Below are 22,093 nucleotides of genomic sequence, written 5' to 3' on the forward strand. Positions count from 1 at the left end.
AACCAATGTTTATGAAAAAAACATTCTTTCTCATATTTCTTGGGGTACTCATCCTTCCCAACCTGATATTGGCCGTTACCGAGTCGCTCTCATGGAGCGGACGCCTGCTGAATGTGGTGACGCCTCTGGCTGCCTACTGGTTGGTGCTGACTCTCTCGCGCAAGGTGGGGCGCACCATCATCCTGCTCTTTCCTCTGCTATTCTTAGGCGCCTTTCAGATGGTACTCACCTATCTCTATGGGCGCGGACCTATCGCCGTCGACATGTGGCTCAACCTCGTCACCACAAACCCGGGCGAGGTGGGCGAACTGCTCTCACAACTGATGCCTGCCATCGTATGGGTGGTAATCATCTATATCCCCACGCTCACGCTGGCAGCCATACTGTGGCGGCGACACCTATATCTGGACAAGACACTCCTGCGCCGACAGCGCCGACCAGCACTCATAGCCACCGCAAGCACAGCAGTGATCACCACAGTACTCGCGGGAGTCACCCCTTATGCGCCCACGACCGACCTGTTCCCTCTCAATGCCGTATACAACTTTGGCATCGCGCTCACCCGGCAGAAAGCCACCACCGACTATCCCTCGGCATCGGCATCCTTCAGCTACCACGCCCATTACACCTTCACCGACTCCGTGCCTGAGACGCTGGTGCTGGTCATCGGCGAGACCAGCCGTGCCGACAACTGGCAACTGTATGGCTACCACCGACCTACCAACCCACTACTGTCCAAAGCACACGGACTGACAGTCTTCACCGACTACATGAGCCAAAGCAATACCACACACAAGAGCGTACCCATCCTGTTGTCGATGGCCGATGCCGACAACTACGACATACTCTACCACACCAAGGGCATCATGCAGGCATTCAGAGAGGCGGGTTATCACACCGTATTTCTGAGCAACCAACAGCGCAACCACTCCTTGATCGACTACCTCGGCGAGCAGGCCGACTACTGTCTGTTCCTGCGCGACCGTCATCCCGAGACTACCGACGACACCTATCTGCTGACACCACTGCAGCAACAACTGACAGCACATCGAGGCCAACGCCTGTTTGTGGTACTCCATACCTATGGCTCTCATTTCAACTACGCAGACCGCTACCCCAAGGCCGCACGCATCTTTACCCCCGACCATTATGACGGCGCCAAACGGTCATACCGACAGCAGCTCATCAACGCCTACGACAACACCATTCGCCATACCGACCTGCTGCTCAGCCAGGTGATGACGGCGCTCGAAGGTACAGGCGGCTGTGCGGCGATGATGTATACGTCAGACCATGGCGAAGACATCTTCGACGACCATCGCAATCTCTTCCTCCACGCCTCACCGTTCCCATCCTACTGGCAGCTCCATGTGCCTCTCGTGGTGTGGACCTCACCCGTCTACCAGCAGCACCATGCCGACATCGTGACACACCTTGCCGCCAACAGGCATCGCCCTGCCGAGAGCAACAGCGTGTTTCATACTCTGCTATCTATGGGCGGTGTAGCCACACGCTACCGCAACGACTCACTGTCGTTGGCCAGCCAGTCATATACAGACCATCCCCGCCTCTTCATCGACGATCACAACCAGCCACGCACCTACGATGCGTGTATGCAACCCATCGACATGGAGCAGATGAAGAAGAGGATGAAATAACAAGCACCCGTCGCCATGAGCGAGCCAACCATAGACAACTCTAAAATGAAAGGAAAACAGAGTATGAAGAAAATAATTCTTGGAGTCACCCTCATCATGGGAATGGCCGTTGTGGTAAAGGCCGACTATAGAAGTGAACAAGACACGCTACAGACAGACTACGATAGCGCTCTGTACTCCAAAACCGTACTCATCAAGTACGGCGATATGAACCAATGGGTCACACGCCAAGTGAAAGAGAGCGCCATCATCGGCGGACAACTGAAGACACTCTATGAGATTGCACCCGCAAAGGCATGGAAGCGAAATACACCTTATGTCAACTGGGCTGGTTCGCCATGGGGCACATCCAATGTCATGGCCAAGGTGTCGGGCATCATCAAGACCAATCAGTCAGTTTACCGCGACACCCACCCTGGACATGGCTATTGCGCCAAGCTCGTCACCCATATCGAGACGTGCAAGGTGCTGGGTATCGTCAATATCAAGGTGTTGGCTGCCGGAAGCATCTACCTCGGACAGATGCTCGAACCCATCACCTCTACCTCCAACCCCATGGCCAAACTCGATGCGGGCATGCGCTTCACGGCAAGACCCAAGGCGCTGATGTTTGATTATAAGGTGAAGCTCGCAGGCCAGCCCAACCGCATCAAGGAGACAGGTTTCTCTAAGGTGAAGACCGTGCCAGGCATAGACATGTGCGACTGCATCTGCCTGCTGCAGAAACGATGGGAAGACGCCAAGGGCAACCTCTACGCCAAGCGCGTGGGCACCATGGTGGTGCGCTTTGACAACAACACCAACGGATGGGTAGAAGACGCCTCCTTCCCCATCCACTATGGCGACATCACCCACCAGCCGTTCTACAAACCTTACATGGGGCTGATTACTGGCGATGACACCAAGTGGGCCAAGAACTCCAAGGGCAAGATGGTGCCTGTCAAAGAAATAGGATGGGCACACGCCGACGACATCCCTACCCACCTTATTCTGCAGTTTGACTCCAGTCACGGCGGAGCCTACATAGGCTCCATCGGCAACACGCTATGGGTAGACAATGTCAGAATGGCTTATTAACCCAAATAGGTCATAACATAACACCTCAAACGGCCTAATGACTGTTTTGGGGCTTAATATAGCTGGCAATAGTCACCATTCAATTCCTTTATAGAGTGCCATTTTTGTGGTATTATGGTAGATGGGCTTGACAATTATACTGATATTTACAAGAATTGAACGTTAAAGTATACAATTTGCACTGAAAACAATTATGATTTTAGTATCTTTACACTCAAATTATAATGGGCTACCCCTCCCATAGTTAAGCAAGAACATTAAAACAGTATATAGCAAAGAAAGTAAATCAAAAAACCGAAGTAGTTCGAGAAGAAATGCTTGATTTTCAGACTATGACAGATACCTATAATAATCAAGAGAAACAATTGGTAGAAGAACAAGCCCCTATTAATAAGTGGGACAAATCTGTACCAGTAGAAGAAAACCCTTATTATTGGAAAGGTAATCCTATTCGCGGCTTTCTATCTCATAATAGCAGTCATTTGCCTTGTTCCAATGCGGGCTGCCACATCCATAGTCAATATCATGGCCTTGCACATAAACAGGGATGTGCATGGAAAGCACCACAGGAAGTCCCCTTTCCACCTGCTTCTTGAAGAACTTCAGTTGCTCTTCTGTGATTTCAAAGAGAGAATTGTCAATCGTGACAAAATTGATTCCGTTAATGACCTGAGCAGAATAGAGAGGATTCTGGCCTTGGTAGAGAGGCTTCAGGTTGGCCTGCTACCATTTCTCCCTTTGGGCAAAGGACGTTCCTGGTTCGCCCTCATAATGCCAATCATGATTGCCTGCCGTATAAGTCCAATTCAGCCCCGAAGCATCCAGCATGGCTTTGAGATGCTCTACAGAAGCCAGCGCGGGGAAGTTGACAATGTCGCCTCCCAATATGACCAGCGCAGCCTGTTCCTTTTTTGCTTTATCCAACGAACGCAAAAGAGCCCGTTCCCGCCCATTGCTTTTGCCATAATTCTGAGGTTGAACAGCAGCTCCACCCATCCGTCGGGTGTTATCATAGAACTCACGTCCCCGTTCATCCTCAATAGTAAAATGCGTGTCAGCCAAGAACATTACCGTAAAAGTCTTCTCCATGCCTCTCAGATAATAATACACATAGCCGTCCTGAACCGTAATGCTCTCCAACTTCGAACTACGCACTTTACCTTGAGCGCCTGTCAAAAGGCAAGCCACAAGAGAGAGAATACACACCAATGCTCTTTTTATAATTTTCTGTTTTACGTTTGACTTTCGTATATCAAAGATTTCTATCTGCTGTTTCCGTTCTGTTGTAAAGTCGAATTCTGCCTACCTTAACAATGACATTATCGTGTCGGGCTTCATCTCCAGCCTTGTTATGGCACAAAGGCTTGTGCCCATGTCCTTTATGCTGGCACCCATGAGATACACATCATCATCTATAATAAGGAAACGGTCGTGGGATTTGTGAGGCGTCTGCACAAACTCAATCGGCTCGTATTGCCCGTTGTGCTTCTCCAGATCCAACAGGAATTGCTGTGTGTAGCGAGAAGTGGATGGTTGCCGAAACCCCTTCAGCCCTCTTGGTCAACAGCAGGAGCACTCTTTCGTCCACAAAGTTATCAATAAGGATGATGCGTTGCTTGGCACTACGAACCAGCTGGGACACATAGCTCCAAGCGTCCCACACGCAACCTGTGGCGAAGACTTGTTCAGGAGTGATGGCAGGAGCAAGCTCGTCCATACGCTTCAGCACCTGTTCCATCTTCTGGTCAGTCAGCATCTGATGATGTTCCAGCCTCTCTATACGCTGAAACATACCGGCATTGGCCGAGAGGAAGCGACGCATGGCTACGAAAGCACGCATGATGCGGATATTCACCTCTATAGCATATTCACTCCTCAAGATACCCGACAACTGGGAGACTCCCTGCTCAGTAAAGACAAAAGGAAGATACTTTGAATGCTGCCCCCTACCGCTCTCTATGGTGCCATTTTGGCACCTTAAAGATTCATACTCTTCTGATGTCAGTTCAAACATGAAGTCGTCGGGGAAACGTTCTATATTACGCTTCACCTGACGTTTCAACTGTTTGGTTTCCACACCATACATGGCTGCAAGGTCAGCATCGACCATTACATTTACCCCTCGTATAGTATAAATATGAGAACGCACATAGTCCATGCTGAGCCGGTCACCGCATGTCATCACCTTCACCACCTCTGCCTGTCCATCCACAGGAGCACTATTTGTGGCCTTGCATTCTGTATCGCAGACATCACCATTAGCGACCTCCGCATGAGATGTTATATCTTTCTTTGCCATTATTTCCCAACTTTATTGCAAAGATAACACTTTTAATCCACACCTGTCAGCGGACGGGGAGGAAAAAATGGTTCACTATATAACACCCTCTTGTCTTATGTCTGCGTATCTCAGGTAGACAGCACTATGGCGCGCACGCGGTCGAAGCGGCGGGCGGCGAGGTCGGCAGGGTCTATCAGGAAGTCGAGCACGCCGCAGTCCATGAAGTTGAGCGCAAAGTCACTGCCCTCACACGAGTCTATCTGCAGGAGTATCTGCCAGTCCTCGTAGGGATGGTCCCAGGTCTCCCACTCACGGTAGGTAGGCTCGGCCATCACAAAGTGGTCTTCCATACTCTCCTCCATCGTACACTCAATCTTCATCTCATGAAACGCCATGGGGATATCATCGTCGTCGATGAGCACCACCTGCTCCATGTCGCGGGTATCTTCAAAGTAGAAGACCCTCACATCGTCGGTATCGCTGATGGCGCTGCCTATGCTGTCGGTGTCAAAGTAGTTGCCCGTGTAGTGGTCTATCTTGGCAAAAAACGACAGCAGTCCCTTGTGGGGCAGCACCCCTTCGGCGTCCATCTGGGCCAGCTCGCTCAGGTCCAGCTGGCACACAAACACATAGGGCACGTCGTCGCCCTCAAAGTCCTTGTACATGGGATAGTCAAATCCGCGTGGAAGGTCGGGGTTGCCCCAGAAGCGCGATGCGCCGGTGGGCAAGGCTTGGTCAACGGTAGATAATTTGAGTCTTACAGGTTTCATTGCGCGTATAATATAATAAGGTGAAACTTGGGTTATATCTTCGAGGCGATGTGCCGACGGTAGACAGACATGCCGGCACGGTCGAGCACCTGGGCTATGTGGTCCAAACGCTGGCGCTGGGTGGTGGCAGGGTCTTCGCGGCTGTTGTCTTCCTGCATGTGCATACTGCCCTGACCCGTCACGGGCAGATACTCGTCCCAGTAGACAGGCACCTGATGGGTGCGACCGTCGCCGCCCCACTTGCTCACATAGGTCACGCGCTTCTCTACGCGGTAGCCATGGGCAAAGACGGTGACGCGGGTATTGCCGTCGGCTTCGCTCTTGGACTGGGTCTTCAGGATGCAGTCGGTCACACAGCGAGGATGCTTGAAGCGGTCCTGACCCCAGAAGTTGGCCAGCGCCTCGTGCTCCCAGAAGGCGCTGCGGCGCTGCATATCGCGGCCATAGATGTCTTGCTGCGAGCGTATCTGCTGATACATAGGCACACAGAGCAGCGGAGCCAGACAGAAATAGATAGCACGGAAGTAGCCGGCATTGAGGGTGTAGAAGTCGCGCTCGGCCTGGTCGTAGTTGTAGTTGTGATACCTGCGGGGGTCCATGTCGAGATCCATGCTCTGGATATGGTCAGAGATGATGGTATTGATCATGCAGTTTTTGCCGAAATCGAAATCATCACCATATCCCACCTCCTGGTCTCTGAGCAGCTTGAGCATGCTGGACTGGGCGAGAGGCGTGAAAAGCATCGCATATTGCTGGTTGTTGTTGCGGTTGCTGGTGTCAAAGGCCACCTCAAACTCCTCATTGGTGAGCATGGCAAAGTCGCTGTTGTCCAGGTCGCGTGCCTTGTTTCTCAGTTTGCGCCGCTTCCACTTGTAGGAGAGCGAGCCCTCGCGGTTGGCCATACCGCTCTGCTGGCGGTAGAACTTCAGGTCGGGGGCAGCTGTGTTGCCATAGATGAGACGGGTCTTCTCGTAGTATTCGGGATAGGGCGCGGTGACGGTGGCTATGAGAGTCTGAGAGTGGTGCACGGTTTGCATCTTGCCGTCCGACCCTCGCTCACGGGTGGTCCAGTGTATGGTCTTCGAGCCCTGATAGGTCTTGCTGCCCATCTCCATCTTGCGCGTACGGCAGAGCACAAAGGGGTTGCCGTTGATGAGTCCGGAGTGGGAGTAGATGACCGAGCGCTCCTTGTTGAACGAGCCGTCCCAGCCATATATCTCCTGCAGGTCGGCGAGCCGCTGGGTGGTGAAGTAAGGGTCAAACTCCAGTCTGGGCACCGTCTGGGTCATCATGCGCATCAGCACATCCCAGTCGTAGAGCCGGTTGAGGGGCTCCATCTGGCGCCACGCCTCAGCCTTGTACTGCTCAGCCTTGTCCTGCAGATTGTCGCGCTCGTCCTTCAGCTGCGACAGTCGGGGATGCACCTTGGCCAGCAGCAGTATCAATGCCACCACCATGGCCAGACCTATGCCCACCACATACCACGAGTCTATCACCTGCCACTGGGAGTAGAGCACCCATCCGCCTACGGCCAGTCCGCACCAGAGGACGACGCATAAGAAGGTGGTCCAGTTGATGCTCGACTTCACCGAACCCAGTTCGTCCTCGGTCATATCCAGCAGACGACAGGTCTCACGGTTGGCAGCCACGTTCACATTGGCCTCGCGGGCGAGCTGGGCAAAGGTCTCCTTGGCTACCTGCTCAAAGCGCGGACGGAACTTGCCTGCATACTCGTCCAGGGGGTCATAGATATCCTCTGTCATAGCCCCCGGCTTAGAAGAACTTGCTGCGGGCCATCTCGCGGGTCTCTGCCGACGCGGTGAAAGGTATACGTGTGGTATATCCCTGTCGTGCAGCCACTATCATCTTGGTAGGCCAGGAGAAGAGGTCGGTGTTCCACTGGGTCACACGGCTGTTGTAGACCGTGCGGGCAGCCGTAATCTCACGCTGCAGATAGTTGTTCTGCTGCATGGCGTCGGCTATGGCCTGGTGGGCCTTCAGGTCGGGATAAGCCTCAACCTGGGGGAAGAGACGGCCACAAGCCATATTGAGCTGGCTGTTGACGTCGCTGCGGTTGGCCTCGTTAACCTTGCCGCCACGCAGGGCAGCAACGGCCTTCATCACGTCCTTGTCCAGGTCTATGGCGCGGTTTACCAGTCCCACCACGTTCTGCAGTATCTGCACGCGCTGCTCCAGATAGTTGTCTATATTGGATGCCTCGGCCTGGATGCGCTGCTCGAGCTTGAGAAAATAGTTGCGCGCCGAAATCTTCATGAAGATGAATACCACTCCTGGCAGCACGCCTGCCACGCAGCCGCCGATGGCCACGGTGGTGGGGTCGGCCAGCTGGTCGCCCATAGCCAGCACGTAGATGAGGGTGAGCAGCGGGAGGGTCACCCACAAGGCTATCTCGAAGAGGGTGGAACGGAAAGTGATGGTCACTGGGAGCTGACGGTCTATCACATGTACATCACGGCCATTGTCGTTGACCGGACCTTGGGTCTCGTCTAATAAGTTTGCCATAATCGTTGAAGGTTATTTAATGATTTTAATTTACGGTTTCTATACCTTATATAATATATTCACTCCTTGATTTCGGTAGATAACAGTTGCAAATATAGCTCTAATCGCCCATAATACAAAACAAATCGGTCGATTTCGTTCCGGCGGCGCCGTTTTTCTACTTCTTGCGGATGATGGTGAGTCCGTCGCGTATGGGCAGAATGACCTTTTCCACACGGGTGTCGCGGGCTATATAGTCGTTGAAGGTGTCTATGCCGTGGGTCTGGCTGTCGTTGGCGTAGGCGGGGTCTACCACATGTCCGTCCCACAGGGTGTTGTCGGCGATGATGTAGCCGCCCTGCCTGATGATGGGCAGCAGCGTGTCGAAGGTATCGCGGTAGGTGCGCTTGTCGCCGTCGACAAAGGCCATGTCGAACATGATGCCCAGTCGGGGTGCCTCGACATTGGCGTCGCCTATGCGGAAGTCTATGTGGTCGGCCACGGGCGACCCTTCTATCCACTGTCGGGTGAAGTCTTCCATCTCGTCGTTGATTTCAAAGGTATATACCTTGCCGCCCTCACCCAGTCCCTCTGCCATGCAGATGGCGCTGTAGCCGCTGAATGTGCCCACCTCAAGTATGCGCTGCGGGCGTATCATCTCTACGAGCATCTTGAGCAGACGGCCCTGGAGATGGCCCGAGGCCATGCGGCCGTGCACGGTATGGATGTTGGTGGCACGCCAGAGGCGGTAGAGATAGTCTCCCTCGGGGTCTATATGCTGTCGGATATACTGGTCTATGGTCATTTGGCTTTCAAGGCTTCGATGGCGAGACGATAGGAGTCGAGTCCGAACCCTGCTATCACTCCCCGGCAGGCTGAGGATATCATGGAGTGGTGGCGGAACTCTTCGCGCTGGTGTACATTGCTGATATGCACCTCGACGACGGGTGCCTGGATGGAGCGGATGCAGTCGTGCAGAGCCACACTGGTGTGGGTATAGGCGCCGGCATTGAGCACGATGCCGTCACAGTCGAAGCCCACTTCCTGCATACGGTCTATGAGATAGCCCTCGACATTGCTCTGATAGTAGTCTATCTCTATCTCGGGATAGAGGGTACGCAGATGGGCAAGATAGTCGTCAAAGGAGTCGTGGCCGTAGATGCCTGGCTCTCTGATACCGAGCAGATTGAGGTTGGGGCCATTGATAATTTGTATTTTCATCGTCGTAGCGTATTGGGGGATGATGTTTTTTTTAGAAAAAACCGTTTGATTTGTTTTGACACCATCCCAATTCGTATTAACTTTGTAAACGGCATAGCCGCAAGGCTGTATGCTTGTTGCAAAATTAGCTTAAATCGGGCTAAGTACAAAATAAATCATCCCCTTTTTTCATGTACCACGCCCCATATTGATGCCCATACCTATGACAGAAGACATGCACAGCGCCACTCCAGCTTCGGGCTCACTGACAAGGGCCTATGCCAGGTATCTCAAACTGGAGAAGAACTACTCGCCCAACACCGTGGCTGCCTATCTCACCGATATCGGCCATCTGGTCACCTTCAGCCATGAGCGGGGGGTGAGCATCGACCGCATCGAGCTCTCCGACCTGCAGCAGTTTGTCTGCACGCTGAGAGACATGGGCATCGGGCCGGCGTCGCAGGCAAGGATGATTAGCGGGCTGCGCTCGTTCTACAGGTTCATGCTCGTCGACGGACGCATGGACAACGACCCCACCGAGCTGCTCGAGTCGCCACAGACGGGAGAGCGGCTGCCCGAGGTGCTCACGCCCGAAGAGGTAGACAGGATGAAGGCAAGCATAGACATGAGCACCGCCGAGGGACAGCGCAACAGGGCCATCATCGAGGTGCTCTTCTCCTGCGGACTGCGTGTGAGCGAACTGGTCAACATGAAGCTATCGGCGATATATACCGAGGAGCGGTTTGTGCGCATCATGGGCAAGGGCAGCAAGGAGCGGCTGGTGCCCATCTCCGACACGGCGCTCCACGAGCTCGGGCTGTGGTATGCCGACCGCTGCCATCTACGCATCAAGCCCGGCGAAGAAGACTATGTGTTTCTCTCGCGGCGCGGCAGCCACCTTACCCGCATCATGGTGTTCTACATCATACGCCAGGCGGCACTCGCGGCAGGCATCCACAAGCCCATTTCGCCCCACACGCTGCGCCACAGTTTTGCCACAGCGCTGCTCAAGGGAGGGGCCGACCTGAGAGCCATCCAGGCCATGCTGGGGCATGAGAATATAGCCACCACCGAAATCTATACGCACATCGACACCACCACCCTGCGCGAACAGATACTCAACCATCACCCCCGAAACATCAAGTAAATGAGACACGACAAACTGCAGCGCGAGCTCGACCTGCTGCTACTGATGACCGAGAACAAGAACTACACCGCCGCACAGCTCTGCGACCGTGTAGGCATCTCGCTGCGCAATCTGTATTACTACTTCGACTTCTTCCGCGATGCCGGTTTCAGACTCGTCAAGTCGGGCACCTACTACAGGCTCGACCGCCACTCGCCCTTCTTCCGCAAACTCCACGAGAGCATAGACTTCACCGAGCAGGAGGCTGTGCTGCTGAGACGGCTCATCAGCGGCACCGACGACAACAATGCCCTCGCCGAGAGCATACGCCACAAGCTCGACAAGTTCTACGACCTGCGCATACTCACCGACATCACCGCCAACCAGCAGCTCTCCCACAATATAGACAGGCTCTACGAAGCCATCAAGTTCAAGCAGATGGTCAAGATATGCAACTACTCGTCGCCCCACAGCCAGACTGTGACCGACCGCATAGTAGAACCCTTCGCCTTCATGAACGACAATATGGACGTGCGCTGCTACGAGCCCAGCACCGGCCTCAATAAGACCTTCAAGATAGCCCGCATGGGCGACGTGGAAATCATAGACATGTTGTGGAGCTACGAAGACCGCCACCGGCAGATGTTTACCGACGCATTCATGTTCTGTGCCGAAGAGCGCCACCCGGTCAGCATGATACTGGGGCAGCTCTCTGCCAATCTGCTGCGCGAAGAGGTGCCCCGCGCCGCAGACTGTATGACACCTCATGATGAGCGACACTTCAGGCTCGACCTCGACGTATGCAGCTACATTGGTATAGGCCGCTTTGTGTTAGGTCTCTACGACGACATCGAGGTGCTGGGCAACGACGAGTTCAAGGAATATCTGCGCCAGCACATAGAGCGCATGTACAGCAAGAGCCACTGACGACCGGGAGGCAATCCCCACTCTCTCTGCCATACTACGCAGAGATATCCTGACAACCGATAAAGAGTCAACCTATCCATAAACCGTTAATACATCAATCTGTTTATTTATGCTCAATGTCTTAGTAATATTAGCTGCCATCGCGCCAGTAGCAGTTGTGATTTGGTACATCTACCGTAAGGACCGCAAGCAACCCGAACCGACGAAGTTGCTCATAAAGGCATTCATCTATGGCATACTCTCGGCACTGCTTACTCTGTTGATAGTCATACCATTTGAAGCAATTGCCGAATTTGACAATGACGAGGTTTCAACCATAGGCAGCGCCATATCCAATGCCTTTTTTATGGCTGCGATACCAGAAGAGGTGGCAAAGTTGGTGATGCTGTGGCTGCTGTTGAGAAACAACCCATACTTCGACGAGCACTTCGACGGCATCGTGTATGCCGTATGTATAGGTATGGGATTTGCCGCTATCGAGAATGTTCTCTACCTTTTCGACAACTACGAGTCATGGATAAGCGTCGGCATAGCAAGAGCCTTGTTTGCCGTTCCAGGTCATTTCCTCGATGCTGTCATCATGGGATTCTATTACTCGCTATGGCATTTCCGAATCGTGCGCAACTGGCAGACATGCGCATTGATACTCGTCGGTCCTATTTTGGCCCACGGCATATACGACAGCATAGTATTCTCCATGAATATAAACGACTCATTAAGCGGCATTCTCCTCCTGCTGTTCCTCCTGTTCCTCAACAAACTCAAGAATATATGCAAAAAGCACATCGCTGATTTGGTAAACCACTAAGGTAACAATGACTATAACAATATGAACACACATTACAATCTCGAGCGTTTCTCCTAAATCACAATTCAGCATCTGCGTCCTTGTGTAAGATGCTATGACAGTTGGAGAAAGGAGTCACCCGGATATCGCCTATACTGATGCTTTCGGCGATGACATCCGACGGCGTATGCTTCCAGACCCTCATCCTGTCGACCAACCTGCATTTGCGCTCGGCCTCTTCGCGATGGCGCAAAGCATCGCTGCGCTCTTGCGGGTCACATTCCCGTGCAAGGAGTTCATGGGCTTTAAGGTCTGCAGCCTGACGGATGACATCATAATAGATGAAGGTATCTGCAAATATACTGGCAATTATCTGGATTTCAACATTCTTACCCAAGTTTTTTTATAGGATGGCAAACACAGTGACCATAGATAGCCATCCCGAGACCACCTTTGGCGATGAGTATCGGACGGCGCGGATGCTCGTATCGGATGAAACGCGGATACGTATCGGAAGATACGGAAGCCCGTACCTTCCGATACGAGCCGACAAACATCATCCCGGCGTCGGCCGATGTCGTTATGCGATGACCGGTGGTGTCTTCACTATATATTTTATATATAGTTATATGCACCGACAGCGCTGTGGATAACCATGTGGAAAACCTATGTATAACCGCGTGCATAACCTATGCAGATATCCACACTATAGGGGTGCGCGGAGTTCAGGGTGGGATATCCACAGAGAAATTAGACAGTTTTCAGCAAGTTTTCCATACTTTTATATGGTCAAAAGATATAAACTTATTAACTTTGCAAGATATACGCAGATGGTGTATAACTACATTTACTGTTGTCATTCAGCCGATTAATATTAGACACAGGTGTGTATAAGTGACTACCAAATGTGTATAATGCAAATCTGCAAACAATAAGGCTATAAGTTATCCACTTTTCCACAGTGTATTTAGTTATAGTTTAAGAATAAGGAAATAAGATATAAATAAAAAATATAATAATGATGGTGAACAAAGAGTGGATTGACAAGGGTTGTATAGACGAACCTGTCGAGCAAGGTCTGAATCTCAAACAGGAGATACGCCGCATGTGTAAGGAGAAGGATGCCATCATCCTGGCACATTATTATACAGTAGGCGAGATACAGGAGATAGCCGACTTTGTGGGCGACTCGTTGGCTCTGGCGCGCAAGGCGGCAGAGACCGATGCCAAGGTGATGGTGATGTGTGGCGTACACTTTATGGCAGAGACTTGTAAACTGCTCTCGCCCGAAAAGACAGTGATATGCCCCGACCTCACGGCTGGCTGCTCGCTCGCCGACAGCTGCAAGGCAGAAGACCTGAAGAAGTTCAAGGACGAGCATCCGGGCTATAAAGTGGTGTCGTATGTCAACACCACGGCTGCCGTCAAAGCGCTCACCGACTGTGTGGTGACCAGCGGCAATGCCAAGAAGGTGATAGACGCCTTCCCCAAGGACGAGAAGATTATCTTCGGCCCCGACTACAATCTGGGCAACTATATCAACAGCGTCACCGGTCGCCAGATGCTGCTCTGGAACGGCGGCTGCCACGTGCATGAGAAATTCTCTGTCGACGCCATCGTACGCCTCAAGGCCGAGCACCCCGACGCCGTGGTTATGGCCCACCTCGAGTGCAAGGCTCCAGTGCTGGCTGTAGCCGATGTCAAGGGCAGCACAGCCACCATGCTCACCTACGCCCAGCAGAGCGACAAGCAGGAGTTTATCGTGGCCACCGAGGCTGGCATTCTGCACGAGCTGGAGCGTACCTGTCCCGACAAGCGCTTCTACCCCGTTCCGCCCGAGATGAGCGAGGGTGTGGGCTGCAGCTGCAACGAGTGCGAATACATGAAGAAGAATACGCTGCTCAAAATCTATAACTCTCTGCGCTACGGATGGCCTACTGTAGAGATAGACCCAGCCATCGCGCGCGACGCCGTCAAGCCCATCGAGAAGATGCTCTCGCTGAGCTGATGCAGCAAGTCACGCTGGGAGACAAAAGATGCGCCAGAATAGCTCGTAAGGGCTGTTCTGGCGCATTTCCATTATATAGGTGGTAGGCGGAACTGTACAGGTGGTAGACCGAATGCCACTCACGCCTTGATGCCCAAGCACAGGCGCACGAGGCGGTAAGGCTGTCGCTGTGCCAACCGCGCCACGAGGGTGGGCAGATAGATGCCTGCAAGGATATTGAGGGCATAGAAGACCAGGAAAAGGCGCTCGTCGTAGAAGAGACGCTTCCACAGCACCAGCTCGACAAATGCCTGGAAAAACATCGACATGAGATAAATCTGGTAGATATAGTCGCGGAAACTGCCGAAGAGGCCCGGCTGACGGCGCGCCACGCTCTGCCCCACAGCCACGCACATCACGATGCCTGCAATGGATGTGGCGAGTCCGCCCACGACGCAGTAGGACGCGGCATAGACTGCCACGGCCGCCACGGCGACCAGTGGACTGTCGGTGAAACGGTAGAGACGGTATCTGAAGAAGAAGATGCCGAAGTAGAAATAGACCAGATAGCGGTGCAAGTGATTGATGTAGAACACGTCGGGCAGCACGTTCTCCAAGTCGGCATGATAGATGCCCACGCTGAAGAGCAGCATCGCCACCGAGGCGGTATGGTTGCGGCATACCGCTACAAAGAGGGGATAGAGCGCCATGAGCATGAGCAGCGTGGCGAGAAACCACAGATGGGCAGAGGGATGCCCTGTAAACCGGTAGAAGCACTCGGCATAGTAGGAGAGCGACAGGGGCACGGGAGTCTTGGCCCAGGCGCCAGCGAGGAGCTTGAACAGATAGTAGAAGGTGACGAAGAAGACAAAGGGGATGGCTATGCGCCGCAGCTTGTCGGCATAGAGTGCCCGGGTGGTCCACTCGCGGCGTATGCGGCTCAGGTAGAGCAGCCCGCCCGAGGTGAAGATGAAGAAGGGCATGCGTATGGGAGTGAAAATGGTGGGCAGGGTGGTGCAGAGGCTATGGTTCTCGCCGGTGGCCATATCGACCAGCTGCACATGAAACATCACCACCAGCACGATGCTCAGCCCGCGCATCAGGCTCAGCCACTCCAGTCGTTCAGAAGGATGGTTGCTCGGCGGCATAGACACCTCAGTTTACGATGGCTATCTTGCACACGGTGCCCTTGCTGCCGTCGGCAGTGGCAGTCTGCACCATATACACTCCGCTCGCCACGCGGCGACCCTTGAGGTCGCATCCGTTCCACTCGAAGGTACCGCCATTGCTGCGGCCCTGGGCTACGAGCGTGCCCGAGGCGGTGACTATCTTGACATCGGCATTGTAGCTCAGCCCCACGATGGTGATAGGGCCGGTATAGTCTGGGTTCACGGGGTTGGGATAGGCATAGGTGTTGTCCTTGTTCATCTCGTCCACGGGCTCGGTGGCTCCGCTGCTGTAGGAGCAGAGTCCCTTGTCGGTGCCGATAAACACCTCGCCGGTGGCGGGATTGATGGCCATCGCCTGGATATTGTCAGAGAGCAGCTTGCTGTTGGTCTCGGTGAAGTGGGCTATCTGGGTCATGCAGTCGGCACTGATGAGATAGATGCCGTTGCCGTAGGTGCCCATCCACTTGCGTCCGCCGCCGTCGATGACGATGCACGAGATGTTGACGCCATCGAGCAGATAGTCGGCATAGTTGGTGCCATCGTTGCGGGGCACCTTGACCTGCTCGAATACGGGCGACTGCGAGGTTATCTCGCTGGGCGAGAGTCGCAGAGGGCCCACATTGGTGCCTATCCACATCTGATGGTCCTTGTCTTCGGCCACGCAGTGTACGTATTCCACGTTGACCGTGGTGCCGTCTTGGTTGACGAAGGAGGTATAGCTGTTGATGGCATCGCTCGAGGGCTGGTAGCAGAAGAGGCCGGTCTTCTTCCAGCTGTCGTTGACAAACCACATGAGGCTGCGGCTATCAAAGGTGATATCGCGCAGGTTGGTCAGCGACTTCAGAGGTTCCTTGTAGAGTGATGTCCACTGTCCGTCGGTGCCCAGACGTATGATGTTCTTCTCCTTGTTGATGCTGTTGAGCGCCCAGAGATTACCCTCGGTGTCGAACTTGACATCATGCACCACTACATACATCTTGTCGTCGGGATAGGTGGGCGAGAGGGCGCTGTTGTCATAACTGTAGTGACGCACAAACCGCCGGTCGCTGAACTCGTAGATACCCGTACGGCCCGAGACAAACACGTGGTTGGCATCGCGTGGGTCTACATCGATGGCATTGATGTCTTCAAAGTAGCCGTCGCCCAGTTGGCTGTTGATATCGTCCTGATAGACCTCCCAGTTGCTACCGTCGTAGACCTGGATGCCACCAGGCAGATGCAGGTCTTGGCTCACGGTGTAGCCTCCGCCCACGGTGTAGAGACGGCCGTCATAGAAGCGCAGACAGCCGAAGTTGTTGTACTTGAGTCCGCCACGGTTTAGGTCTTTCACCATGTCGAGCAGCTTGCTGTCGGGCGTCTCCCAGATATCGCTGTAAGCCCGGGCGTAGGTCCAGTTGGCTGGGTCCATCATGTTAGTGCCGAGTGCGGCGCGGTAGATGCCCTTACCGCGCTGGGCAGCATAGAGATAGCCGCCTTCTACATAACTGTATGCCACGGGGGTATGCAGATTGTAGGTCTCGCTGACCTCGGCGTTCTTCACATTGACCTTGACGATGCCGAAACCGGTGGAGAGATAGGCGTAGACGCCGTCGATACATACGTGGTTGATGGTCTTGTCCTCGGTCATGGCCTTGCGGTAGTAGTCGGGCAGATTGGTGATGTCGTCGTTGTTGCGCCCGCTCATCAGGTCGATGTTCTGGTTGCTGTAGACGATGACCAGCCTTGCTGCCTGCTGGCACCAGGCGATATGGCTGATGGCGCAGTCGCTCAGTCCGTTGCACTTGTCAAAGGTGCGCACCTCGCCGTCGGCGGTATTGTAGGTGAAGAGATTGCCCGAGGCAAGCACATAGAGTCTCTTGCCGCCCTGCTCTATCCGGGTGATGTCGTGATAGGCCATATATGCCTTCCACAGACTGTTGTCGGCATGGGCGAAGACTGCCGCGATGGCAAGGAGCATGGTGAGGATATAGCGTTTCATAACCGAGAGTGTCGAGGGTGAGTTACTGTTTGAGATAATCGGCGAGTTTGGCCACGGCTCTGGCGCGGTGTGATATGCGGTTCTTGACCTCGTCGCCCAGGGCGGCAAAGCTCTCGTCGTAGCCTTCGGGGACGAAGATGGGGTCGTAGCCGAAACCGCTGCTGCCCTGCTTCTCCTTGGCGATGGTGCCGCGCACGATGCCTTCGAAGAGGGTGTAGTCGGCTATGTCGCTCTTGCGGGCCAGACAGATGACGGTGCGGAACTGCGCCCTGCGGTCGTCTTTGTCCTTGAGTCGGGCGAGCAGCTTCTGCATGTTGGCCTCTGAGTCGTGGTCGGTGCCGTCGGCATAGCGCGCCGAGTGTACGCCGGGTTCGCCGCCGAGGGCAGTGACCTCCAGACCGGTATCGTCGGCAAAGCAGTCGTAGCCGTAGTGCTCGGCTATGTAGCGTGCCTTCTGGATGGCGTTGCCCTCCAGGGTATTGGCGGTCTCGGGTATGTCTACGTGGCAGTCGATGTCCCGGAGCGACAGTACCTTGAACCTGTCGCCGAGGATGGCACGTATCTCGTCGAGCTTGTGTGAGTTGTTGGTGGCAAAGACTATCGCCCTACCCTGCTGCTCCACCTCGGCAGCGCTGTGGGCGGTGTGTGATGATGGGTTCATATCATTCATTTTCTTGTTGCTGCTGTTGCAGTTCTTGCTCGTGTTCCTTATTCTTCTTGATCTTGACCTTGATGGGGTCAAAGCCCTCGCCATAGACACCGATGACGCTGCTCTGGCTGACGAAGGCGCGTGGGTCTATCATCTTGATGAGTCGGAAGATGAGCACACTCTCGCGCTTCTTGGCCAGGAGACAGATGACCTTCATCTCCTTGCCCGTATACCATCCGTGACCGTCGAGGATGGTCAGCGTGTGGTCGGTCTTGCGCGTGATGGCTTCGGCTATCTTCTTGTAGTCCTTGGAGAAAATCATAAACTGTACCGACTGGCGCTGTACGTTCATCACGTAGTCTATCATAGTACACTCGATGACCATCGTGCATAGACCGAAGACCACCATCTGGCATCGCTGTGGAAACTCACCAAAGGTATCGATGGCAAGACAGCTGCTGATGATGACGAGGTCGACCATGATGAGTCCCTTGCCGAGCGAGACATTGAAGTGCTTGTTGACTACAGCGGCAATGATGTCGGTGCCGCCGGTGCTGCCGTTGTTCAGGAAGACTATGGCAAGTGCCGTACCGGTGAGCATACAGCCGATGATGAGCGACATGAAATCGTTGCCTTCGCCCATGAGCTTGTAGAACGTGCCGTCGGGCTGTTCCACTACCTTCTGAGCCAGGTCGAGCATCACGGTTATCACCACCGTGGCATAGATGGTCTTGGTGAGAAACTTGATACCCAGCTCCTTCAGTGCCGCCACGATGAGCAGGGCGTTGATGATGAAGAATGTCCACTGCACTGGGAACTTGGTGGCATAGAAGATGATGGCTCCGATACCCGCGATGCCTCCGGTCACGATTTGATAGGGAAGCAGGAATACGGTGAAACCGAAGGTGTAGAGCATGAGTCCGAGGGTGATGTTGAAGTAGTCCTTCGTCTCCTGCCAGATCATATTACGGTCGATTGTCATAGGAGTTATAGTTGCATTGTTGTTTACTGTTTGTCTCTAAGCAAAAGAAGTCGTCGTCTTGCACACGCCGGGTTGTGGTGTGTGCAAGCGGCAACTTCCTCTGATGTAGTATTCTTGGTGTGCGTTGCCGCCCGATTACTTCACGACGACATTCACAATCTTCTTGGGCACTACGATTACCTTCACCACCTGCTTGCCGTCGATATACTTCTGGCTCAGCTCGTCGGCGAGCACTGCCTGCTGTATGGCGTCGTTGGTGGCATCGGCGGCAAACTTCTTCTGGAAGCGGGCCTTGCCGTTGAAGGAGATGGTGAGCTGCACCTCGCTCTCTACCAGGTATTGCTCGTTGCATACGGGCCACTGGGCGTCGCATACGCTGCCCTTCATGTTGAGCCGGCTCCACAGTTCTTCGGCGATATGGGGCGCGAAGGGAGCGATGAGCACGGTCAGGATGGTGAGCAGCTCGCGGTTGTAGCACTTCTGCTGTCCCAGCTCGTTGACGCAAATCATAAAGGCAGAGATGGCAGTGTTGTATGAGAAGTTTTCGATGTCGGCGGTCACCTTCTTGATGAGCTTGTGCACACTTTTAAGGCTCTCTTTCGAGGGCTCGTCGTCGTTGACGCGGAACTCGTCGGTGTGGGGGTCGAAGTAGAGGTTCCACAGCTTCTTGAGGAAGCGGTGGCAGCCGTCGATACCATTGGTATCCCAGGGCTTGCTCTGCTCTACAGGACCGAGGAACATCTCGTAGAGACGCAGCGTGTCGGCGCCGTACTGCTCGACGATCATGTCGGGGTTGACCACATTGAACATGGACTTCGACATCTTCTCTATGGCCCATCCGCAGACGTACTTGCCGTCTTCGAGCACAAACTCGGCGTTGGCAAACTCGGGGCGCCATGCCTTGAAGGCTTCGGTGTCGAGCACGTCGCCATGCACGATGTTGACATCGACGTGGATAGGTGTGACGTCATACTGGTCCTTCAGGCCGAGCGACACAAAGCGCGGAGCGGCACTGTGGTCGTCGCTGTTGATGCGGTATACGAAGTTGGAGCGACCCTGTATCATACCCTGGTTGATGAGTTTCTGATAGGGCTCTTCCTTGCAGGTCACATTGTAGTCGTGCAGGAACTTGTTCCAGAAGCGCGAGTAGATGAGGTGGCCTGTGGCGTGCTCGGTACCACCCACATAGAGGTCCACATTCTGCCAGTAGTCGTTGGCTTCACGGCTTACCAGCTCGTGGTCGTTGTGGGGGTCCATGTAGCGCAGATAGTAGGCGCTCGAACCGGCAAATCCGGGCATGGTGTAGAGCTCGATGGGGAATACGGTCTTGCCGTCGATGAGCTCCTTGTCGACCACCTGGTTGTTCTGGGTGTCCCAAGCCCATTTTCTGGCGCGGCCCAATGGAGGCTCGCCGCTCTCGGTGGGCTCGTACTTGTCTATCTCGGGCAGCTCGATGGGCAGATACTGCTCGGGTATCATGTAGGGAATGTCGTCCTTATAGTACACGGGGAAGGGTTCGCCCCAGTAGCGCTGGCGAGAGAAGATGGCATCGCGCAGACGGTAGTTGACCTTGACGCGGCCCAGACCCTTTTCGGTCACATAGCGCTTGGTGGCGGCGATGGCCTCCTTGACGGTGAGTCCGTTGAGCGAGAACTCGGTCTGCTTGCCCTCTACGGGCGAGTTGCACACGATGCCCTCCTTGGCGTCGTAGCTCTGCTCGCTCACGTCGGCACCCTCTATCAGTGGGATGATGGGCAGCGAGAAGTGCTTGGCAAAGGCGTAGTCGCGAGAGTCGTGGGCGGGAACTGCCATGATGGCGCCGGTGCCATAGCCCGCCAGCACATACTCCGAAACCCAGATGGGCAGAGCGTCGCCTGTCAATGGGTTGATGGCATACGAACCGGTAAACACGCCAGTGACCTTGCGGTCTGACATACGCTCCAGTTCGGTGCGCTTCTTCACATAGGCGAGATACTCCTCGACCTCGGCCTGCTGCTCGGGGGTGGTCACCTGGGCCACATATTCGCTCTCGGGAGCAAGCACCATAAAGGTGACGCCAAACATGGTGTCGGCACGGGTGGTGAAGATGGTGAAGCGTACATTGCTGTCCTTGACGCTGAACTGGACTTCGGTTCCTTCCGAACGGCCTATCCAGTTGCGCTGCGTTTCCTTCATCGAGTCGGTCCAGTCTACAGTCTCCAGACCGTCGAGCAGACGCTGGGCGTAGGCCGACACGCGCAGACACCACTGGCGCATCTTCTTCTGCACCACGGGATAGCCGCCGCGCACGCTCACACCCTCTACCACCTCGTCGTTGGCCAGCACGGTGCCCAGTCCGGCACACCAGTTGACCATAGTCTCGCCCAGGTAGGCTATGCGGTAGTTCATGAGCGTCTTCTGCTGCTCGTGCTCGTTCATGCTCTTCCAGTCGCGGGCAGAGAAGACAAGCTCTTCAGAGCAGGCCACATCCATGCCCAGTGTGCCGTTGTCCTCGAAGTGCTCGATGAGCTTGCTGATGGGCTGGGCCTTCTGCAGGGTGTTGGAGTAGTAAGAGTTGAACATCTTCTCAAAGGCCCACTGGGTCCAGTGGTAATATCCGGGGTCGCAGGTGCGCACCTCGCGGTCCCAGTCGAAGCAGAAACCTATCTTGTCGAGCTGCTGGCGGTAGCGGGCAATATTGTTGACGGTTGTGATGGCAGGATGCTGACCCGTCTGGATGGCATACTGCTCGGCGGGCAGACCGTAGGCGTCGTAGCCCATAGGGTTGAGCACGTTGAAGCCCTGCAGACGCTTGTAGCGGGCAAAGATGTCGGAGGCTATATAGCCCAAGGGATGGCCCACGTGGAGTCCGGCGCCCGAGGGATAGGGGAACATGTTGAGCACATAGAACTTCTTGCGGTTCTCGTCCTCAGTTACCTTGTAGGTGTTCATCTCCACCCAGTTTTTCTGCCACTTCTGCTCTATTTCTCTGAAGTTATATTCCATGTCGTTATCCAGTTT

General features: G+C 54.3%; 20 protein-coding genes. 7 read left to right on the forward strand and 13 right to left on the reverse strand.

The window, feature by feature from the left end:
• The first annotated feature begins 11 nt into the window (after nt 1-11).
• The 3 genes from CIK95_RS02850 to CIK95_RS12710 all read left to right on the forward strand — a co-directional run bounded on the left by CIK95_RS02850 (nt 12) and on the right by CIK95_RS12710 (nt 3,331).
• Nucleotides 12-1,658, forward strand: a complete 1,647-nt coding sequence (locus tag CIK95_RS02850) for a phosphoethanolamine transferase (protein ID WP_158215066.1) — start codon at nt 12-14, stop codon at nt 1,656-1,658.
• Nucleotides 1,659-1,721: 63 nt separating this feature from the next.
• The gene (locus CIK95_RS02855; protein WP_254046227.1) at nt 1,722-2,735 is read left to right on the forward strand and encodes a PCMD domain-containing protein; all 1,014 of its coding nucleotides are present in this window, start codon (nt 1,722-1,724) and stop codon (nt 2,733-2,735) included.
• Between the two features lie 332 nt (nt 2,736-3,067).
• A complete protein-coding gene (locus CIK95_RS12710; RefSeq protein ID WP_144007697.1) occupies nt 3,068-3,331 on the forward strand; it encodes a hypothetical protein in 264 nt (87 codons plus the stop codon).
• A gap of 127 nt (nt 3,332-3,458) precedes the next feature.
• On the opposite strand, the gene CIK95_RS02860 is transcribed toward CIK95_RS12710, so the two are convergent.
• From CIK95_RS02860 to aroQ, 7 genes are all read right to left on the reverse strand, one after another.
• Nucleotides 3,459-3,824, reverse strand: a complete 366-nt coding sequence (locus CIK95_RS02860) for a metallophosphoesterase family protein (RefSeq protein WP_144007698.1) — start codon at nt 3,822-3,824, stop codon at nt 3,459-3,461.
• 370 nt (nt 3,825-4,194) lie between these two features.
• Nucleotides 4,195-5,034, reverse strand: a complete 840-nt coding sequence (locus CIK95_RS02865) for an ORF6N domain-containing protein (protein ID WP_254046401.1) — start codon at nt 5,032-5,034, stop codon at nt 4,195-4,197.
• A 110-nt stretch (nt 5,035-5,144) separates the two neighbouring features.
• Nucleotides 5,145-5,786 carry a YwqG family protein gene (locus tag CIK95_RS02870; RefSeq protein ID WP_022310913.1) on the reverse strand — a complete coding sequence of 214 codons (642 nt, stop codon included), beginning with the start codon at nt 5,784-5,786 and terminating at the stop codon, nt 5,145-5,147.
• Nucleotides 5,787-5,818: 32 nt separating this feature from the next.
• Nucleotides 5,819-7,549, reverse strand: coding sequence for an MAG1210 family protein (locus CIK95_RS02875; protein WP_094466196.1), 1,731 nt, complete (start codon nt 7,547-7,549; stop codon nt 5,819-5,821).
• A gap of 10 nt (nt 7,550-7,559) precedes the next feature.
• Entirely contained in the window at nt 7,560-8,309 is a 750-nt protein-coding gene (locus CIK95_RS02880) for a LemA family protein (protein ID WP_022310915.1), read from the reverse strand.
• Nucleotides 8,310-8,466: 157 nt separating this feature from the next.
• Entirely contained in the window at nt 8,467-9,093 is a 627-nt protein-coding gene (locus CIK95_RS02885; protein WP_094466197.1) for an O-methyltransferase, read from the reverse strand.
• The gene (gene aroQ / locus CIK95_RS02890) at nt 9,090-9,509 is read right to left on the reverse strand and encodes a type II 3-dehydroquinate dehydratase (protein WP_022310917.1); all 420 of its coding nucleotides are present in this window, start codon (nt 9,507-9,509) and stop codon (nt 9,090-9,092) included. The genes CIK95_RS02885 and aroQ overlap by 4 nt, the downstream gene beginning before the upstream one ends.
• Nucleotides 9,510-9,723: 214 nt before the next feature.
• Between aroQ and CIK95_RS02895 the strand changes: the two genes are divergently transcribed.
• The 3 genes from CIK95_RS02895 (at nt 9,724) to CIK95_RS02905 (ending at nt 12,349) form a co-directional block, all read left to right on the forward strand.
• The gene (locus CIK95_RS02895) at nt 9,724-10,635 is read left to right on the forward strand and encodes a site-specific tyrosine recombinase (protein ID WP_094466275.1); all 912 of its coding nucleotides are present in this window, start codon (nt 9,724-9,726) and stop codon (nt 10,633-10,635) included.
• Nucleotides 10,636-11,541 (forward strand): YafY family protein, encoded by a 906-nt coding sequence (locus tag CIK95_RS02900; protein WP_094466198.1) that lies wholly within the window; start codon nt 10,636-10,638, stop codon nt 11,539-11,541.
• Between the two features lie 157 nt (nt 11,542-11,698).
• The gene (locus CIK95_RS02905) at nt 11,699-12,349 is read left to right on the forward strand and encodes a PrsW family intramembrane metalloprotease (protein ID WP_158215067.1); all 651 of its coding nucleotides are present in this window, start codon (nt 11,699-11,701) and stop codon (nt 12,347-12,349) included.
• 58 nt (nt 12,350-12,407) lie between these two features.
• Here the strand turns inward: CIK95_RS02905 and CIK95_RS02910 are convergent, their stop codons facing one another.
• Nucleotides 12,408-12,725: a hypothetical protein gene (locus CIK95_RS02910; RefSeq protein ID WP_022310921.1), complete on the reverse strand. Its 318-nt coding sequence runs from the start codon at nt 12,723-12,725 to the stop codon at nt 12,408-12,410.
• A gap of 624 nt (nt 12,726-13,349) precedes the next feature.
• On the opposite strand from CIK95_RS02910, the gene nadA reads away from it, so the two are divergent.
• Nucleotides 13,350-14,336: a quinolinate synthase NadA gene (nadA, locus tag CIK95_RS02915; RefSeq protein ID WP_094420919.1), complete on the forward strand. Its 987-nt coding sequence runs from the start codon at nt 13,350-13,352 to the stop codon at nt 14,334-14,336.
• A 119-nt stretch (nt 14,337-14,455) separates the two neighbouring features.
• Here the strand turns inward: nadA and CIK95_RS02920 are convergent, their stop codons facing one another.
• The 5 genes from CIK95_RS02920 to leuS all read right to left on the reverse strand — a co-directional run bounded on the left by CIK95_RS02920 (nt 14,456) and on the right by leuS (nt 22,078).
• Entirely contained in the window at nt 14,456-15,463 is a 1,008-nt protein-coding gene (locus tag CIK95_RS02920) for an acyltransferase (RefSeq protein ID WP_094466200.1), read from the reverse strand.
• Nucleotides 15,464-15,470: 7 nt separating this feature from the next.
• Nucleotides 15,471-17,462 carry a two-component regulator propeller domain-containing protein gene (locus CIK95_RS02925; protein ID WP_094466201.1) on the reverse strand — a complete coding sequence of 664 codons (1,992 nt, stop codon included), beginning with the start codon at nt 17,460-17,462 and terminating at the stop codon, nt 15,471-15,473.
• 22 nt (nt 17,463-17,484) lie between these two features.
• Nucleotides 17,485-18,123, reverse strand: coding sequence for a non-canonical purine NTP diphosphatase (locus tag CIK95_RS02930; RefSeq protein WP_254046408.1), 639 nt, complete (start codon nt 18,121-18,123; stop codon nt 17,485-17,487).
• Between the two features lies 1 nt (nt 18,124).
• A complete protein-coding gene (locus tag CIK95_RS02935) occupies nt 18,125-19,093 on the reverse strand; it encodes a YitT family protein (RefSeq protein WP_022310926.1) in 969 nt (322 codons plus the stop codon).
• Between the two features lie 135 nt (nt 19,094-19,228).
• Nucleotides 19,229-22,078 carry a leucine--tRNA ligase gene (leuS, locus tag CIK95_RS02940; RefSeq protein ID WP_094466203.1) on the reverse strand — a complete coding sequence of 950 codons (2,850 nt, stop codon included), beginning with the start codon at nt 22,076-22,078 and terminating at the stop codon, nt 19,229-19,231.
• Nucleotides 22,079-22,093 lie beyond the last annotated feature (15 nt).

The organism is Prevotella sp. P5-108, from assembly GCF_002251385.1.
Lineage (GTDB): Bacteria > Bacteroidota > Bacteroidia > Bacteroidales > Bacteroidaceae > Prevotella.

What these genes read in the sequence shown, in the direction of transcription:
- CIK95_RS12710 (WP_144007697.1), top strand. Translation starts at nt 3,068, where the DNA reads ATGACAGATACCTATAATAATCAAGAGAAACAATTGGTAGAAGAACAA.
- aroQ (WP_022310917.1), bottom strand. Translation starts at nt 9,509, where the DNA reads ATGAAAATACAAATTATCAATGGCCCCAACCTCAATCTGCTCGGTATC.
- CIK95_RS02920 (WP_094466200.1), bottom strand. Translation starts at nt 15,463, where the DNA reads ATGCCGCCGAGCAACCATCCTTCTGAACGACTGGAGTGGCTGAGCCTG.
- CIK95_RS02875 (WP_094466196.1), bottom strand. Translation starts at nt 7,549, where the DNA reads ATGACAGAGGATATCTATGACCCCCTGGACGAGTATGCAGGCAAGTTC.
- CIK95_RS02865 (WP_254046401.1), bottom strand. Translation starts at nt 5,034, where the DNA reads ATGGCAAAGAAAGATATAACATCTCATGCGGAGGTCGCTAATGGTGAT.
- CIK95_RS02850 (WP_158215066.1), top strand. Translation starts at nt 12, where the DNA reads ATGAAAAAAACATTCTTTCTCATATTTCTTGGGGTACTCATCCTTCCC.
- CIK95_RS02930 (WP_254046408.1), bottom strand. Translation starts at nt 18,123, where the DNA reads ATGAACCCATCATCACACACCGCCCACAGCGCTGCCGAGGTGGAGCAG.
- leuS (WP_094466203.1), bottom strand. Translation starts at nt 22,078, where the DNA reads ATGGAATATAACTTCAGAGAAATAGAGCAGAAGTGGCAGAAAAACTGG.
- CIK95_RS02925 (WP_094466201.1), bottom strand. Translation starts at nt 17,462, where the DNA reads ATGAAACGCTATATCCTCACCATGCTCCTTGCCATCGCGGCAGTCTTC.
- CIK95_RS02880 (WP_022310915.1), bottom strand. Translation starts at nt 8,309, where the DNA reads ATGGCAAACTTATTAGACGAGACCCAAGGTCCGGTCAACGACAATGGC.
- CIK95_RS02895 (WP_094466275.1), top strand. Translation starts at nt 9,724, where the DNA reads ATGCACAGCGCCACTCCAGCTTCGGGCTCACTGACAAGGGCCTATGCC.
- CIK95_RS02870 (WP_022310913.1), bottom strand. Translation starts at nt 5,786, where the DNA reads ATGAAACCTGTAAGACTCAAATTATCTACCGTTGACCAAGCCTTGCCC.
- CIK95_RS02855 (WP_254046227.1), top strand. Translation starts at nt 1,722, where the DNA reads ATGAAGAAAATAATTCTTGGAGTCACCCTCATCATGGGAATGGCCGTT.
- CIK95_RS02885 (WP_094466197.1), bottom strand. Translation starts at nt 9,093, where the DNA reads ATGACCATAGACCAGTATATCCGACAGCATATAGACCCCGAGGGAGAC.
- CIK95_RS02935 (WP_022310926.1), bottom strand. Translation starts at nt 19,093, where the DNA reads ATGACAATCGACCGTAATATGATCTGGCAGGAGACGAAGGACTACTTC.
- CIK95_RS02900 (WP_094466198.1), top strand. Translation starts at nt 10,636, where the DNA reads ATGAGACACGACAAACTGCAGCGCGAGCTCGACCTGCTGCTACTGATG.
- CIK95_RS02860 (WP_144007698.1), bottom strand. Translation starts at nt 3,824, where the DNA reads ATGGAGAAGACTTTTACGGTAATGTTCTTGGCTGACACGCATTTTACT.
- nadA (WP_094420919.1), top strand. Translation starts at nt 13,350, where the DNA reads ATGGTGAACAAAGAGTGGATTGACAAGGGTTGTATAGACGAACCTGTC.